Consider the following 1,201-nt stretch of genomic DNA (forward strand, 5'->3'; position numbering starts at 1 on the left):
CCTGTGCGGGGCGTCGTCCCCGCGAGCGCGGGGGTGGTCCCTGCTGTTCATCGACAGACCTCGCTCGCCCGGTGTCGTCCCCGCGAGCGCGGGGGTGGTCCCTGGTTGTCCGACTTCCACGCCACCGGGACCGAGTCGTCCCCGCGAGCGCGGGGGTGGTCCCGCCCCGCCAGCTCGGCTCGAGCGGGGCTACGTGTCGTCCCCGCGAGCGCGGGGGTGGTCCCTGGTAGCGCAGGTAGTCAGTGAGTGGCCCGTTGGTCGTCCCCGCGAGCGCGGGGGTGGTCCCCTTGCCTACCGCAGCACCGGTCGTGGCGACGTGTCGTCCCCGCGAGCGCGGGGGTGGTCCCGTCCGGCGGGGGATCGCGGAAGGTGTACCCGTGTCGTCCCCGCGAGCGCGGGGGTGGTCCCTCCTCCCGTGAAATCGACCACCCCCATTCCGCGTCGTCCCCGCGAGCGCGGGGGTGGTCCCTCCGGGAACACGAGCACGGTCAACAACCCGGCGTCGTCCCCGCGAGCGCGGGGGTGGTCCCGTCCTGGCCCCGGCGCCCCCGGCCCCGCTCGTGTCGTCCCCGCGAGCGCGGGGGTGGTCCCGCCCCCTCAGCGGCCTTGATGAACGCCTCGCGGTCGTCCCCGCGAGCGCGGGGGTGGTCCCGGATCCCAGCTCGTGCGGTCGATCTCAGGCATGTCGTCCCCGCGAGCGCGGGGGTGGTCCCATCACGGGCACGCTGACGATCCCCCGCGGGGTGTCGTCCCCGCGAGCGCGGGGGTGGTCCCCCGGGCACCGTCGTCCCGTCCGGGGGAGGCCAGTCGTCCCCGCGAGCGCGGGGGTGGTCCCTACAGCGGCCCGCCGGACCCGACCCGTTGGGGGTCGTCCCCGCGAGCGCGGGGGTGGTCCCACCAGCGGATCCCCGGACCCCGTGGAGGCCCAGTCGTCCCCGCGAGCGCGGGGGTGGTCCCACCGCGGCCAACGTGCTCTCCGGCTCGATCACGTCGTCCCCGCGAGCGCGGGGGTGGTCCCTGAACTCCGACCTCGTCCGCATCGTCACCCCGGTCGTCCCCGCGAGCGCGGGGGTGGTCCCCGGGTGTCTCCTGCCAGGTCGAGCCCGTTCGCGTCGTCCCCGCGAGCGCGGGGGTGGTCCCTGTGGGAACCGCGCCTACCGCAGTACCGGTGGGTCGTCCCCGCGAGCGCGGGGGTGGTCCC

The 1,201-nt window shown here is 76.5% G+C and carries 1 CRISPR repeat array.

Going from position 1 to position 1,201, the window contains the following annotated elements:
• The first annotated feature begins 12 nt into the window (after nucleotides 1–12).
• Nucleotides 13–1,201: direct repeats of the CRISPR family, unit length 29 nt; unit sequence GTCGTCCCCGCGAGCGCGGGGGTGGTCCC.

The organism is Pseudonocardia oroxyli, from assembly GCF_900102195.1.
Taxonomy (GTDB): Bacteria; Actinomycetota; Actinomycetes; order Mycobacteriales; family Pseudonocardiaceae; genus Pseudonocardia; species Pseudonocardia oroxyli.